Origin of the sequence: Streptomyces sp. NPDC058877, assembly GCF_042742855.1 — a bacterium.
Classification (GTDB): domain Bacteria; phylum Actinomycetota; class Actinomycetes; order Streptomycetales; family Streptomycetaceae; genus Streptomyces.
Window position 1 is genome coordinate 43,183 of the sequence record NZ_JBHYMF010000001.1, and the last position, 13,318, is coordinate 56,500.

Annotated in this window: 12 protein-coding genes; 10 read left to right on the forward strand and 2 right to left on the reverse strand. The window is 73.2% G+C overall.

Features of this window, described 5'->3' with window-relative positions:
* The first annotated feature begins 17 nt into the window (after window positions 1–17).
* The 10 genes from ACFW2Y_RS00205 to ACFW2Y_RS00250 all read left to right on the forward strand — a co-directional run bounded on the left by ACFW2Y_RS00205 (window position 18) and on the right by ACFW2Y_RS00250 (window position 10,794).
* Window positions 18–1,178 (forward strand): MalY/PatB family protein, encoded by a 1,161-nt coding sequence (locus ACFW2Y_RS00205; protein WP_384871347.1) that lies wholly within the window; start codon window positions 18–20, stop codon window positions 1,176–1,178.
* Window positions 1,179–1,417: 239 nt separating this feature from the next.
* Window positions 1,418–2,884 carry an MFS transporter gene (locus ACFW2Y_RS00210; RefSeq protein ID WP_384871169.1) on the forward strand — a complete coding sequence of 489 codons (1,467 nt, stop codon included), beginning with the start codon at window positions 1,418–1,420 and terminating at the stop codon, window positions 2,882–2,884.
* Between the two features lie 15 nt (window positions 2,885–2,899).
* Window positions 2,900–3,313 carry a DUF3151 domain-containing protein gene (locus tag ACFW2Y_RS00215; RefSeq protein ID WP_384871172.1) on the forward strand — a complete coding sequence of 138 codons (414 nt, stop codon included), beginning with the start codon at window positions 2,900–2,902 and terminating at the stop codon, window positions 3,311–3,313.
* A 109-nt stretch (window positions 3,314–3,422) separates the two neighbouring features.
* Window positions 3,423–4,283 carry a DUF3152 domain-containing protein gene (locus ACFW2Y_RS00220; protein WP_384871175.1) on the forward strand — a complete coding sequence of 287 codons (861 nt, stop codon included), beginning with the start codon at window positions 3,423–3,425 and terminating at the stop codon, window positions 4,281–4,283.
* Between the two features lie 124 nt (window positions 4,284–4,407).
* Entirely contained in the window at window positions 4,408–5,259 is an 852-nt protein-coding gene (locus tag ACFW2Y_RS00225; RefSeq protein ID WP_384871178.1) for a tryptophan 2,3-dioxygenase family protein, read from the forward strand.
* A complete protein-coding gene (kynU, locus tag ACFW2Y_RS00230) occupies window positions 5,252–6,457 on the forward strand; it encodes a kynureninase (protein WP_384871181.1) in 1,206 nt (401 codons plus the stop codon). Before ACFW2Y_RS00225 ends, kynU begins: the two co-directional genes overlap by 8 nt.
* A gap of 92 nt (window positions 6,458–6,549) precedes the next feature.
* The gene (locus tag ACFW2Y_RS00235; protein ID WP_384871184.1) at window positions 6,550–7,419 is read left to right on the forward strand and encodes an alpha/beta hydrolase; all 870 of its coding nucleotides are present in this window, start codon (window positions 6,550–6,552) and stop codon (window positions 7,417–7,419) included.
* A 157-nt stretch (window positions 7,420–7,576) separates the two neighbouring features.
* Window positions 7,577–8,899: a sensor histidine kinase gene (locus ACFW2Y_RS00240; RefSeq protein WP_384871186.1), complete on the forward strand. Its 1,323-nt coding sequence runs from the start codon at window positions 7,577–7,579 to the stop codon at window positions 8,897–8,899.
* On the forward strand, window positions 8,896–9,558 hold the full coding sequence (locus ACFW2Y_RS00245) for a response regulator (RefSeq protein WP_384871189.1): 663 nt from the start codon (window positions 8,896–8,898) through the stop codon (window positions 9,556–9,558). Before ACFW2Y_RS00240 ends, ACFW2Y_RS00245 begins: the two co-directional genes overlap by 4 nt.
* Window positions 9,559–9,606: 48 nt before the next feature.
* Window positions 9,607–10,794, forward strand: a complete 1,188-nt coding sequence (locus ACFW2Y_RS00250) for a cytochrome P450 (RefSeq protein WP_384871349.1) — start codon at window positions 9,607–9,609, stop codon at window positions 10,792–10,794.
* 8 nt (window positions 10,795–10,802) lie between these two features.
* Here the strand turns inward: ACFW2Y_RS00250 and ACFW2Y_RS00255 are convergent, their stop codons facing one another.
* Complete coding sequence (locus ACFW2Y_RS00255; RefSeq protein WP_384871191.1) at window positions 10,803–12,371, reverse strand: ABC transporter permease; 1,569 nt, start codon at window positions 12,369–12,371, stop codon at window positions 10,803–10,805.
* Window positions 12,368–13,285, reverse strand: a complete 918-nt coding sequence (locus ACFW2Y_RS00260) for an ATP-binding cassette domain-containing protein (protein WP_384871194.1) — start codon at window positions 13,283–13,285, stop codon at window positions 12,368–12,370. The genes ACFW2Y_RS00255 and ACFW2Y_RS00260 overlap by 4 nt, the downstream gene beginning before the upstream one ends.
* Window positions 13,286–13,318: the final 33 nt, after the last annotated feature.

The window sequence follows — 13,318 nt, forward strand, 5'->3', positions numbered from 1 at the left end:
GTCGACGGGAGCGCCTGATGTACGACTTCGACCGGGAGATAGACCGGCACGGGACCAGTTCGGTCCAGTGGGACGGCATCGCGGATCGCTTCGGCGTGTCCGAGCTGCTGCCCTTCACCATCTCCGACATGGACTTCGCCTCTCCGCCGGAGGTCCTCACGGCCCTGCGCGAGCGGGTCGACCACGGTGTCTTCGGCTACACGGACTGGCGGCTCGGTGACTTCCGGGAGGCGATACGCCACTGGTACGCGAGCCGGTACGGTGCCGCGATCGATCCCGGAGCGCTGGTGTACGCACCCTCGGTGCTCTCCCAGCTCTCGCAGCTCCTCCAGATGTGGACCGAGCCCGGTGACGGCATCGTCGTCCACACCCCCACGTACGACGGTTTCCGCAAGGCCGTCACCGGTCTCGGCCGCGAGCTGAGGGGCATCCCGATCGGGGACCCCGAGGCACTGGAGCGGGAGCTGGCCCGCCCCGACAGCCGCGTGTTGCTGCTCTGCTCCCCGCACAACCCGACCGGCCGGGTGTGGACGGAGGAGGAACTCACCGTCTTCGCGGAGCTGGCGGAGCGGCACGGTGCGGCCGTCATCAGCGACGAGATCCACGCCGACCTCACGACCGACGGTCACCGGCACGTTCCCTGGACCCGGATCGCCGGGGCCGACCGGGGCCGCCGCTGGGCCCTGATCACCTCCGGCACCAAGGCCTTCAACTTCCCGGCGCTCTCCGGCTCGTACGGGATCGTCGGCGACCCCGAAGAGCGCACGGCCTTCATCCGCCGCATGGAGACCGGCGAGGGCCTCGCCTCGCCGGCGGTGCTGTCGCTCACCGCGCACATCGCCGCCTACCGCCGGGGCGCGGCCTGGCTGGACGCGCTGCGCGGTTATGTGGCGGGCACCATGGGGATGGTCCGGGACCGCCTGGCTGAAGGTCTGCCCGAGGTCGACTGGGCGCCGCCGCAGGCCGGCTATCTGGCCTGGATCGACCTGCGTCCGCTCGGGATCGAAGAGGACCGGCTCCAGGAGGAGCTGGTGACGGCGGAGAAGGTCGCGATCATGCCGGGCGGGGTGTACGGCACTCCCGGCTTCGTCCGACTGAACCTCGGCTGTCCCCGGAGCAAGGCCGAGCGGGGGGTGGACGCCCTCGTGCGTGCCGCGAACCGCTTGCGCACGGCCTGAGACGGGCACCGGATCCCCCGGGGGCCGGCCTCTCCCGGGGGCCGGCCTCTCTCGGACGCCGGACCCTCCGGCGCCGGGCACCGTCCGGGCTCCGGTGAGTCGGTCCGGGGCCGCCCCGCAACGGGTCCCGCCCCCCGGGCCGGGAACGCGTCCCCGGCGACGCGCCCGCGGGGAGGCGCACCTGACGACAAGCCCGCGGCGAGGTGCACGCGGCCCCCGTCGCGGGGACCATGGCAGGCATGGGTGCGCGGGACGTGCGGATGGCCTCGGGGACGGGGCGGTGGATCGTGTTCACCACCGTCCTCGGTTCGGGGATGGCGCTGCTCGATTCGACCGTCGTCAATGTCGCCCTGCCGCACATCGGCACCGACCTGGGCGCCGACCTCGCCGTCCTCCAGTGGACGGTCAACGCCTATCTGCTGACCCTGGCCGGGCTCATCCTGCTCGGCGGTTCGCTCGGCGACCGGTTCGGCCGGCGGAAGGTCTTCGTCATCGGGGTGGCGTGGTTCGCACTGGCCTCCCTGCTGTGCGGGCTCGCCCCGAACGCCGGGGTGCTGATCGCGGCCCGTGCCCTCCAGGGCATCGGCGGGGCACTGCTCACGCCGGGCTCGCTCGCGCTGATCCAGGCGAGCTTCCACCCGGACGACCGGGCGAGGGCGGTCGGGCTCTGGTCGGGCTTCGGCGGGGTGGGGGCGGCGATCGGCCCGTTCGTCGGCGGTTGGTTGGTGGACGGCCCCGGCTGGCGGTGGGTGTTCCTGCTGAACGTGCCGCTCGCCGCCGTCTGCGTGCCGGTCGCCCTCCGGCACGTGCCGGAGTCCCGGGACGAGACCGCGCACGGCCGGTTCGACGTGCTCGGCGCGGTGCTGGGCGCGGCGGCGCTCGCCCTCGTCACCTATGCGCTGATCGGCGCGGCCTGGTGGGCCGGAGCGGCGGGGGTGCTGGTCGGCGCCGGGTACGTGGTGGTGGAGCGGCGGCGCGGGGAGCGGGCGATGGTGCCTCCGTCGATCTTCCGCTCACGGCAGTTCACCGCGGTCAACCTGGTCACGCTGTGCGTGTACGCGGCCTTCGGGGGCTTCTTCTTCCTGGCGGCGCTCCAGCTCCAGGTGGTTTCCGGATACTCGGCGCTCGGCGCCGGCACGGCCCTGCTGCCGACGACGGTGCTGATGCTGCTGCTCTCGGCGAAGTCGGGCGAGTTGGGGGAGCGGATCGGGCCCCGGATCCCCCTCACGGTCGGGCCGCTGCTGTGCGCGGCGGGGATGCTGCTGATGCTGCGGGTCGGGGAGGACGCCTCGTACGTCCGTGACGTGCTGCCGGCCCTGCTGGTGCTCGGCTTCGGCATGACCACCCTGGTCGCGCCGCTGACCGCGACCGTCCTCGCCTCGGTGGAGGTGGCGCGGGCGGGCCTCGCGAGCGGCATCAACAACGCGGCGGCCCGGGCCGCCGGGCTGATCGCGGTGGCCGCGCTGCCGCTGCTGGCCGGGATGGGGCCGGAAGCGTACCGCTCGGCAGAGGAGTTCGGGGCGACGTTCCGGCGGGCGATGCCGATGTGCGCGGGGATCCTGGTGGTGGGGGCGGTCCTCGCCTGGACGACCCTGCGGACCCCGGCCGCGGCGGCGGACTGCCACCCGGAGTGCAAGGTCCACTGCGGGGTGACGGCACCACCGCTGGATCCGGGGGAACGGGAAGGACCGGGGCCCGGGTCCTGAGGCAGACTGGGGCCCATGGCCATCCACGAGAACCTGCTGGGGGGACCGGCCCCCACCCACCTGCCCGACGACCCGGGGCCGCGCGAACTGCTCGCGAGCGGCACGGCGCCGGCGGACGTCGCCGCGAAGTACCCGACGTCCTCGCTCGCCTGGGCACAGCTCGCCGACGACGCCTTCGAGCGCGGTGCGGTCGTCGAGTCGTACGCCTACGCCCGTACCGGCTACCACCGCGGCCTGGACGCGCTGCGCCGCAGCGGTTGGAAGGGCCACGGCCCGGTGCCGTGGGAGCACGAGCCCAACCGCGGCTTCCTGCGCGCGCTGCACGCCCTGGCCCGGGCCGCCGGGGAGATCGGCGAGAAGGAGGAGCACGAGCGCTGCACGACCTTCCTGCGGGACTCCTCGGAGACCGCGGCCGAGACCCTCGGCTGAGGTTTCCCGCAGCCAGTCCCGGACGCCCTTTCCCCCGCACGGAGGAAAGGGCGTTCGACACGACCGCTACGATCCCCAGGACTGCAAGGCACAAGGGGGAGGGCCTGTCGTGGGGAAACGCGCTGCGCACAAACAACGCCGGCGGACGAGGCGGAGGCGCAAATCTCCCACCCGTTTCGTCCTGCCCGTCCTGCTGCTGACCGCCCTTTCGCTCGGCGGCGGAGCCGCCCTCGCACACTTCGGCGGCGAGGGCACGGAAGACGCGTCGGCCCCGGTGGCGGACCGCAGGACGACCGCCCCCCAGCCCACGACGGCGACACCGGCGCCAACGCCGCCGACACCGACGCCGCCCCCCGGGAAGAAGACGTCCGGGCCCACTCCCACGCCCGAGAAGACCGCCGTGCCGCAGTCCGGCGCCGGTACCTTCACCACCGCGCAGGCCACCGGCTCCCCGGTCGGCACCTCCGGCGTGCTGCGCCGCTATCGGGTCCAGGTCGAGGACGGCATCGAGCTGTCGGCGCGCGAGACGGCCGCGGAGATCCAACGGATCCTGGCCCACCCGCGCGGCTGGGCCGCGCACGGCAGGGGCCGCTTCCAGCTGGTTTCGGAGAACGCCGACTTCGTTATCAGGATCGCCACCCCGGACACGGCCGACGCGCTCTGCCTCCGCCAGGGCCTCGACACCCACGGGGAGCTGAACTGCGAGACCACCGACGGCGTCGTGGTGAACCTCAAGCGGTGGATGCTCGGCTCGCCGACCTTCGCGGGAGAGCCGGACGAGTACCGGCACTTGATCATCAACCATGAGGTCGGGCACGAGATCGGCATCCGCACCCACATGGCCTGCCCGGGGCCGGGCAAACCCGCGCCCGCGATGATGCAGCAGATCAAGGGACTCAACGGCTGCCGTTCGAACGCCTTTCCGTATGACGAAGACGGGAGCTACATCACGGGCCCGATCGTGTCATGATGCGCGTGGGAGGGCGCGCGAAGGAGCACGCCTCCCGAGGGGACCGGAGCTCCCGTGGCGCGCCGCAGAGCGCGCACGCGGTGGAGCGGACCGCTACCCGGTAGTTCGTATCGAGGAGACAGAAATGTCCACCTTCCCCGATGCCTCCGGAGCCGGCTCGGTCGTCGACGACCCGAACCTCGACTTCGCGGGCACGACGCCGTACGAGGACTACGTCCAGGCGGACGTCCTCACCCACCTCCAGCACCTCCGCTCGGACGACCCCGGCGAGATGGTCTTCCTGGTCACCACCCAGGTCATGGAGCTGTGGTTCACGGTGATCGTGCACGAGTGGGAGACCGCGAGCCGCGCCCTGCGCGAGGACCGGGTCCCCGTCGCGATGGACGCGCTCAAGCGCTCGGTGCGCGAACTGGAGGCCCTCAACCACTCCTGGCGTCCGCTCGCCCAGCTCACCCCCGGTCAGTTCAACGCCTACCGGGCGGCGCTCGGCGAGGGCTCCGGCTTCCAGTCGGCCATGTACCGGCGGATGGAGTTCCTGCTCGGCGAGAAGTCCGCGTCCATGCTCGTCCCGCACCGGGGCGCGCCCCGCGTCCACGCCGAACTGGAGAAGGCGCTCCACGAGCCGAGCCTGTACGACGAGGTCCTCGGGCTGCTCGCCCGGCGCGGGCTGCCGGTGCCGGAGTCGGTCCTCGGCCGTGACCTGGCGCAGCGGTACGAGCCTTCGCCCGAGGTCGAGGCGGTCTGGGCCGGGATCTACGCGGACGCCGACCAGAACGGCGAGCTGGTCCGGCTCGGCGAGGCCCTCAGCGACGTCGCCGAGCTGGTCTGGCGCTGGCGCAACGACCATCTGGTGGCGACCCGGCGGGCGATGGGCGCGAAGACCGGCACCGGAGGTTCGGCGGGCGTGGCCTGGCTGGAGAAGCGGGCCCAGAAGAACGTGTTCCCGGAGCTGTGGACGGCGCGCAGCCATGTCTGAGTCCTACGAGGAGAAGGCCGCCCGGCTGGACGCGGCCGACGAACTGGGCAAGCACCGGCAGGAGTTCGCGCTCGACGAGGGGACCGTCTACCTCGACGGGAACTCGCTCGGCGCACTGCCGGCGCACGTCCCGGCCCGCATGGCCGACGTCATCACCCGCGAGTGGGGCGAGCTGCGCATCCGCTCCTGGGACGAATCCGGCTGGTGGACCGCGCCCGAACGGATCGGTGACCGGATCGCCCCCCTCGTCGGTGCCGCCCCGGGACAGGTCGTGGTCGGCGACTCGACGAGCGTGAACGTCTTCAAGGCGGTCGTCGGTGCCGCCCGGCTGAGCGGCGAGGACCGGGACGAGATACTCGTCGACGCGACGACGTTCCCCACGGACGGGTACATCGCGCAGTCCGCGGCGCGGATGACCGGCCACCGGATCGTGCCCGTCGACCCGGCCGGGATGCCCGCCGCGGTCAGCGGTCGCACGGCGCTCGCGCTCGTCAACCACGTCGACTACCGCACCGGTCGGCTGCAGGACCTGCCCGGCATCACCGCCGCGCTTCACGCGGCGGGTGCGCTCGCCGTCTGGGACCTGTGCCACAGCGCGGGCGCCCTGCCCGTCGGACTGGACGCCCACGGTGTCGACCTGGCCGTCGGCTGCACCTACAAGTACCTGAACGGCGGCCCCGGTGCCCCCGCCTACCTGTACGTCGCCGAGCGCCACCAGGCCGCCTTCGACTCGCCGCTGCCCGGCTGGAACTCGCACGTCGACCCCTTCGGCATGACGCACGGCTACGCGGCGGCGGAAGGCGTCGTGCGCGGCAGGGTCGGTACGCCCGACATCCTCTCCATGCTGGCCCTCGAAGCGGCGCTCGACGTCTGGGACGGGGTCGCCGTCGAGGACGTGCGGGCCAAGTCCCTGGCGCTCACGGACTTCTTCCTGGAGTGCGTGCGGGCGTACGTCCCCGAGGGGAGGGTCCGGTCGGTGACGCCCGACGGGCACGCCGAGCGCGGCAGCCAGGTCGCGCTGGCCTGTGCCGAGGCCCCTGCCGTCATGGCCGAGCTGATCAAGCGGGGCGTGGTGGGTGACCTGCGGCGGCCGGACATCCTGCGGTTCGGCTTCACCCCGCTGTACGTGGGCTTCGCGGACGCGGAGCGGGCGGCCCGGACGCTGGCGGACGTCCTGGGCGAGGTCGCCGGGGCGTAGGTCCGAACACGGCCTGATCTGCGGTGCCCGGTGCTGGTACCGTCCCCGCAGGTCAGGCCGATTCGGCCGCGTATCCGAGAGGTTGGAACAGCATGCCGGACCCCGCCGCGCGCGATGCCGCCGAAGAGGCGTCGGCCTTCTCGCACCCGGTCGTCGCCCCGGACGCCTCCGCCGCGTACGGCGACCACCCGGACCAGGTGGTCGACTTCTACGCCCCGCGCGACGGGTGCACTCGCGCCCCGCTCGTCGTCGCCCTGCACGGGGGCGCCTGGCGGGCCCCGTACGACCGACGGCACCTGACCCCGTTCGTGGACTTCCTGGCCCGGCGGGGCTTCGCCGTGGCGAACGTCGAGTACCGGCGCGGCAGCGACATCCCCCGCCAGGGCGGCACGGCCCCGGTCGCCGGGCGCTGGCCGGAGACCTTCGACGACGTGGCCGCCGCCCTGGACGCCGTGCCGGACCTGGCCGCCGCGCACCTGCCGCAGGCCGATCCGCACCGGACCGTCCTCACCGGTCACTCGGCGGGCGGCCACCTCGCGCTGTGGGCCGCCGCCCGGCACGTGCTGCCCGCCGGCTCCCCGTGGCGGCTCCCCGCTCCGCCGGCGCTGCGCGGGGTCGTCGCCCTCGCCCCGATCGCCCACTTCGCCCGGGCCGTGGAGTTGGGGGTGTGCGGTGGTGCGGTCACGGAGCTGCTCGGTGGGGAGGCGGAGCTCGCCGGCCGTTCGGCCGCCGCGGATCCCGCCGTCCTGCTTCCCACCGGCATCGCCACCACCCTGGTGCAGGGCCGTGAGGACGTCGTCGTGCCGTACGCGGTCGCCGAGGCGTATGCGGAGGCGGCGTCCAAGGCGGGCGAGGAGGTCGGCATGACGCTCCTGGAGGAGGTCGGCCACTTCCCGCTGATCGACCCGTCGGCGGACGCGTGCGCGGTGGTCGCGGAGGAGATCGCCCAGCTGGCCTGGTGACCAGCGGGCCGTCACCGAGGGGGCACCGCGTTCGGCTCGGTCTCCTGACCCGGGCGACAAACGCCCCCCGGTCCGACCGGGGGGCGTCCTCGTCCTCAAGGAGGACCCCGAAGGATCCGCACCGGGCCGGACGACCCCGTGCGGCCCGGTGCGTACGGTGTTCCGCGTGACCCGGACGCACTCTTCCGAGACGAGCCGCAGCCCCGAGTTCCGCCTGGTGCAGGCGGCATTCGAAGGACTGCGCCAGGAACTCCTCCACGACGCCTTCGCCTATCGGCCGCTGCCGCGCATGAACGTGCACGGCGGCCCCGCACGCCGCCTGCCGGGGCGGATACGCGGCCATGCCGGCCTGTTCCCGCACGCGGTCGTCGCCTTCTGCGCCTTCGTCGTCCTGGCGATCGGCTACGACGGCATCGCCGTCGGCTTCGCACCGGCGGCCTTCCTCTTCGCCTGGCTGCCGCCGGCGATCGTGCTGGCCACGCTGATCAGGCCGGTCCTCGCCTTCTGGGCCTCGCTCGCCGCGACCCCCTTCCTGTCCCTCCTCGGCGGCCACTGGGGCGGCTGGCCCTGGACCGACAACGCCTTCGCCGCCCACTTGGTCGTCCTCACCGTCGTCGCCGCCCGCACCGGCCCCCGGGCAGCGGCCTGGATGTGGACCGTGACGGCGGGCTACGCCCTCTTCGCCGAGGCGTTCCTCGGCGTGGGGCGCGGTTCCGACTCGGTCCCGTTGCTCTTCGTCGCGGCCCTCGCGCTGCTCGCCGTCACCCTCGTCCAGGTCCGTCGCCAGGCCCGCCGCGACGTCACCGCCCAGGAGACCGTCACCCTCCGGGAGATCTCCAAGCGGACCGTCCTGGAGGAGCGCACCACCATCGCCCGCGAGCTGCACGACGTCGTCGCCCACCACATGTCCGTGGTCGCCATCCAGGCGGAGGCGGCGCCGTACCGGGTGGAGAACCCGCCGCCGGAACTGGAGCAGGCCTTCCGCACCATCCGTGAGAACGCGGTCGCCGCGCTGACCGAACTGCGCCGCATCCTCGGGGTCGTCCGGGCCGAGGACTACGAGGCGCCCGACGCCCCGCAGCCGACGCTCGACGACCTGGACGCATTGGTCGACAACGTCCGGGAGGCCGGACTCGACGTGACGATGACGGTGACCGGCGCGGTGCGCGAGCTGCCGCAGGGCGTGGAGCTCTCTGCGTACCGGATCGTCCAGGAAGCCCTGTCGAACGTGTTGCGGCACGCGCCGGGCGCACCCGCTAAGGTCGAGGTCAGCCATGTCCTGGGCGGGCTGGGGCTGCGCGTCGTCAACGGCCCCGCGCGCGGTCCCGCCGAGCCCTCGCCCGGGGCGGGCCACGGCGTCACCGGCATGCGGGAGCGCGTGACGATGCTGGGAGGGGAGATGACCGCCGGGGCGACCGACGACGGCGGCTACGAGGTGACCGCCTTCGTCCCCGTGGGCCGTGAGGAGCAGCAGGCGTGATCCGGGTTCTGATCGTCGACGACCAGATGATGGTGCGCGAGGGCTTCTCGGTGCTGCTCGGCGCGATGCCGGACATCGAGGTCGTCGGTGAGGCGGTCAACGGCCGGGAGGCGATCGAGCAGGTCGCCGCCCTCCGGCCCGATGTGGTCCTGATGGACATCCGGATGCCCGAGCTCAACGGCATCGAGGCCACCAGGGAGATCGTCGCCGCTGACGAGGAGGCGAAGGTCCTCGTCCTGACCACCTTCGACCTGGACGAGTACGTCTACCAGGCGCTGCGCGCCGGGGCCTCCGGGTTCCTCCTCAAGGACGCCTCGGCCCGTCAACTCGCGGACGGAGTGCGGGTCGTCGCGGCCGGTGAGGCGTTGCTCGCGCCGACCGTGACGAAGCGTCTGATCATCGAGTTCGCGAAGACGTCGGGGAGTTCGCCGCGTCCGCCGGCCGGGGTGCAGGTCGGGGAGTTGACGGAGCGGGAGACGGAGGTCCTCGTCCTCATCGCACAGGGCCTGTCGAACGCCGAGATCGCCGACCGGCTCGTCGTCGCCGAGTCGACGATCAAGACGCATGTCAGCCGGGTCCTGGTGAAGCTGGGCCTGCGCGACCGCACCCAGGCGGCGGTCTTCGCGTACGAGGCGGGCCTGGTGCGCGTCGGCGGCTGAGCCGGTCCCGTGGCGGTGCCCGGACGGTAGCGTCCGGGCATGGAACCTGTGGACGCTGCTTTCGATCCCTGGTCGGCGGAGTTCGTCGCCGATCCCTACCCCGCCTACGCCCGCCTGCGCGCCACCGGTCGCGCCCACTGGTACGCCCCGACGCGGCAGTGGTTGATCCCGCACCACGAGGACGTGTCGGCGTTGCTGCGCGACCGGCGCCTCGGTCGGACGTACACCCACCGGTTCACCCACGAGGAGTTCGGGAGGGCGGCACCGGACCCGGCGCACGAGCCCTTCCACACGCTCAACGACCACGGGTTGCTCGACCTGGAGGCGGCCGACCACGGCCGGATCCGGCGGCTCGTCTCGAAGGCGTTCACCCCGAGGACGGTGGAGGACCTGGCCCCGACCGTGCGGAGGCTCGCCGACCGGCTGGTCGGCGAGCTGGTGGCGGCGGGCGGCGGCGACCTGCTGGCGATGGTCGCCGAGCCGCTGCCCGTGGCAGTGATCGCCGAGATGCTGGGGGTTCCGGAGGAGGACGAGGAGCGGGGGATGCTGCGGCCCTGGTCGGCGGCGATCTGCGGGATGTTCGAGTTGAACCCCTCGGAGGAGACGGCCCGGCGGGCGGTGCGGGCCTCGTTGGAGTTCTCGGACTACCTGCGGGAGCTGATCGCCCGGCGGCGGAAGAGCCCGGGGGACGACCTGATCTCTTCCCTGGTCGCGGTCGAGGGGCTGACGGAACAGGAAATGGTCTCCACCTGCGTCCTGCTCCTCAACGCCGGCCACGAGGCCACCGTGAACACCACGGTCAACGGTTGGTGGACCCTGCTGAAGGAGGGGGTCCGTCCGCGCCCCGGGACGCTGTCCACAGCTGTGGAAGAACTCCTGCGCTACGACACGCCCCTCCAGATGTTCGAGCGCTGGGTCCTCGACGACATCGAGGTCGGCGGCGTCACCATTCCGCGGGGTTCCGAGGTCGCCCTCCTCTTCGGGTCCGCCAACCGCGACCCGGCCCGCTTCGGCCCCACCGCCGACGTCCTCGACCTCGAACGCGCCGACAACCCGCACGTCACCTTCGGCGCGGGCATCCACTACTGCCTCGGCGCCCCGCTGGCCCGCCTCGAACTCACGGCGGTCTTCGCGGCACTGCTCCGCCGGGCCCCGGACCTGCGGCTCGCGGCCGACCCGGTGTGGCGACCGGGGTACGTGATCCGGGGCTTCGAGGAGCTGCTGGTGGAGGTCTGACCCCCGGCTCAGCCGGTGAGGTCCCGGCGCCGCAGCCCCGCCAGACCGGCCGTGGTCAGCACCGCCGCCAGGGCCGTCAGCGCGAGCACCGGGGTCCAGGCCGTTTCCGCTCCGGGGAGCTTCGGCAGGTGTCCGAAGGGGGAGAGGTCCAGGACCGCCTGCGGCAGGTCGAGCGCCGGGCCGATCCAACCGAGCACCAGGCAGAGGCCCGCGGCGCCCCAGGCGGCGGTCGCGGCGTTCGGGGCGGTGCCCCAGAGCAGGACCGCGAGCCCGGTGAGCGTCCACACGGCCGGAAGCTGGACGAGCACCGCGCCCAGCACCGGGCCGAGGTCCTGCCCGTAGGAGAGGGCCAGGCCCAGTCCGGCGAGGGTGAGGATCAGGGCCGCACCGCCGAAGGCGATGACCAGGTGCCCGGCGGCCCAACGGATCCGGCCGAGGGGGTGGGCGAGGAGCGGTTCGGCGCGGCCCGAGGTCTCCTCGCCGTGCGGTCGCAGCGCCGACCCGACCGCGTACAGCGCGGCGACCATCCCGAAGAGGGACGCCATGGTGGCGAGGAAGGCGTCGGTGAGGGCGGTCTGACCGCCCATCCGCTCGAAGATCTCGCGGGCCCGCTCGTTGTCGCCGACGATGTCGGCCGCACCCTCGACCATCCCGCCGAAGACGAGGCCACCGAGCAGGAAGCCGAGCGACCAGCCGAGGAGCGAACCGCGCTGGAGCCGCCAGGCGAGTGCCCCGGCCGTTGCGAGCCGGCCTTCGGCCGGGCCGGGTCGGGTCGCGAGGAAACTCGCGCCGACGTCCCGGCGGGCGGTCAGCGCGTAGGCCGCCGCCGTCTGGACGAGGACGGCCCCGGCGATCAGGAGCAGCACCCACCAGCGTTCGCCGCTGAAGGCGCGGACGTGTTCGGTCCAGCCGATCGGCGAGAGCCAGGTGAGGACCGAGTCGCCGTCCGCCGTACCGGCGTCCCCGGCCGCCCGCAGCACGAACGCGAGGCCCAGCACGGCCGACGCCAGGCCCTTGGCGAGCCGTGCGCTCTCCGTGAGCTGGGCGGTGAGCGCGGCGGCGGTGGCGAAGACCATTCCGGTGCCGCCGATCGCCAGGCCGAGGGCGAGGGCTCCGGCCGCGCCCTGGCCGGCGAGCCCGACGGTGACGAGGAGGGCGACGGCGGCGTTCACGACGAGCGCGGCGAGGAGGGCGGCCGTGAGTGGTGCCCGGCGTCCCACCGCACCCGCGGACAACATCTCCTGACGTCCCGTCTCCTCTTCCTCGCGGGTGTGGCGGACCACCACGATCAGGCTCGCGACGGCGGCGAGGACCGCGCCGAAGGTGCCGAAGCGCCAGGCGACCAGCCCGCCGAGCGAGTCGCCGAAGACCGGTCCGTACAGCGCCCGCATCGAGCTGTTGGCGGTCATGGAGGCGGCGAGGGCGGACCGCTCCGCGGCCGTTCCGTACAGCCCGTCCAGGGTTCCGGCGCCGCTGGCGACCATGCCGCCGGTGACGAGGGCCCACACGGGGATCGTCAGCCGGTCGCGGCGCAGGGCGAGCCGGGTGAGGGTGCCGGTGCCGGCAAGGGCGCTCATGCCGTCGCCCCCGTGTCCGCGTAGTGCCGGAGGAAGAGCTCCTCCAGGGTGGGCGGGGTCGAGGTCAGGCTCCGCACGCCCGAGGCGGTCAGGGACCGGAGGACGGCGTCGAGCCCGTCGGTGTCGACCTGGAGGCTGATCCGGCTGCCCTGCCCTCCTTCGACGTCCTGGAGGGTGAGGTCGTGGACGCCGGGGAGGCGGGCCAGGCCGTCGGGCGGTCCGGCGAGTTCGGCCGTGATGCTGGTCCGGGTCAGATGGCGCAGCTCCGCGAGCGAACCCGATTCGACGGTCCTGCCCTTGCGGATGATGCTGACCCGGTCGCAGAGGGCCTCGACCTCGCTGAGGATGTGCGAGGACAGCAGGACCGTCCGTCCCCGGCTGCGGGCGTCCTCGACGCAGCCCCGGAAGACCTCCTCCATCAGCGGGTCGAGGCCGCTGGTCGGTTCGTCCAGGACGAGCAGGTCGGCGTCGGAGGCGAAGGCGGCGACGAGCGCGACCTTCTGTCGGTTGCCCTTGGAGTAGGCGCGGCCCTTCTTGGTGGGGTCCAGCTCGAAGCGTTCGATCAGCTCGGCCCGGCGCGTCCGGTCGAGTCCGTTGCCGCGCAGCCGGCCGTAGAGGTCGATGACCTCGCCGCCGGAGAGGTTGCGCCACAGGGTCACGTCGCCCGGGACGTAGGCGATCCGCCGGTGCAGTTCGACCGCGTCCTGCCAGGGGTCGCGGTCGAGGAGTCGGGCGCTGCCGGAGTCGGGCCGCAGCAGGCCCAGCAGGACCCGGATGGTGGTGGACTTCCCGGAGCCGTTGGGGCCGAGGAAGCCGTGGACCTCGCCGGTCCCGACGGTGAGGTCGAGACCGTCGAGCGCACGGGTGCGCCCGAAGGACTTGTGGAGCCCCGCGACGTTGATTGCCTTCGTCATGATTCAGAACGTACGGTACGTTCACAAATTTGT

Bases quoted from the DNA above. Each gene is read 5' to 3' on its own strand.
- ACFW2Y_RS00225 (WP_384871178.1), top strand. From the start codon at position 4,408: ATGTCCACCTTCCCCGATGCCTCCGGAGCCGGCTCGGTCGTCGACGAC.
- ACFW2Y_RS00235 (WP_384871184.1), top strand. From the start codon at position 6,550: ATGCCGGACCCCGCCGCGCGCGATGCCGCCGAAGAGGCGTCGGCCTTC.
- ACFW2Y_RS00215 (WP_384871172.1), top strand. From the start codon at position 2,900: ATGGCCATCCACGAGAACCTGCTGGGGGGACCGGCCCCCACCCACCTG.
- ACFW2Y_RS00205 (WP_384871347.1), top strand. From the start codon at position 18: ATGTACGACTTCGACCGGGAGATAGACCGGCACGGGACCAGTTCGGTC.
- ACFW2Y_RS00255 (WP_384871191.1), bottom strand. From the start codon at position 12,371: ATGAGCGCCCTTGCCGGCACCGGCACCCTCACCCGGCTCGCCCTGCGC.
- ACFW2Y_RS00210 (WP_384871169.1), top strand. From the start codon at position 1,418: ATGGGTGCGCGGGACGTGCGGATGGCCTCGGGGACGGGGCGGTGGATC.
- ACFW2Y_RS00260 (WP_384871194.1), bottom strand. From the start codon at position 13,285: ATGACGAAGGCAATCAACGTCGCGGGGCTCCACAAGTCCTTCGGGCGC.
- kynU (WP_384871181.1), top strand. From the start codon at position 5,252: ATGTCTGAGTCCTACGAGGAGAAGGCCGCCCGGCTGGACGCGGCCGAC.